Genomic DNA, 468 nt, shown 5'->3' on the forward strand with positions numbered 1-468 from the left:
CTGCTGATCCAGTGCACCCTGATGAGCGGCCTCAGCCGGTTCGAGCGCTATGTGGAAGTGGTGCTGCGGGATCCCGAGCACTCCTTCAATCCCGACATAGAAGCGCTGGCCAGCCTCTATCCGCTCACCATAGGCGAGAAGGAGCTGCTGGTGCTGATGAGCAAGGGTTACAGCAGCAACGACATCGCCGAGTTGCGCGGTGTCAAGGTGGAAACCGTCCGCTCGACCCTCAAGGGGGTGTTCAAGAAGACCGACTGCCACAGTCAGAACGAGCTGCTGCTGTTGCTGCAATCCATCTCCTGATCCGGTGCGAGCTATGCTTGGAGTGAGCCGGACATAGTGCCCGGCTTGCGCCTCCCGCCCGGGAGGCTGGTTGGGGGAACGCACAATGGAATCACTCAAGGCAAAGGATTACATGCAGACCCGGCCCATCACGTTCAGCGCTGACATGATGGTACAGTCTGCGGT

Annotated in this window: 1 protein-coding gene; it reads left to right on the forward strand. The window is 59.8% G+C overall.

Annotated features, from left to right (window positions below):
* On the forward strand, nt 1–303 hold a 303-nt coding region (locus tag AC0AIB_RS31195), incomplete at its 5' end, for a helix-turn-helix transcriptional regulator (RefSeq protein ID WP_465098078.1).
* Nucleotides 304–468: the final 165 nt, after the last annotated feature.

The sequence above is a fragment of the Micromonospora sp. DSM 43699 genome (genome assembly GCF_055517075.1).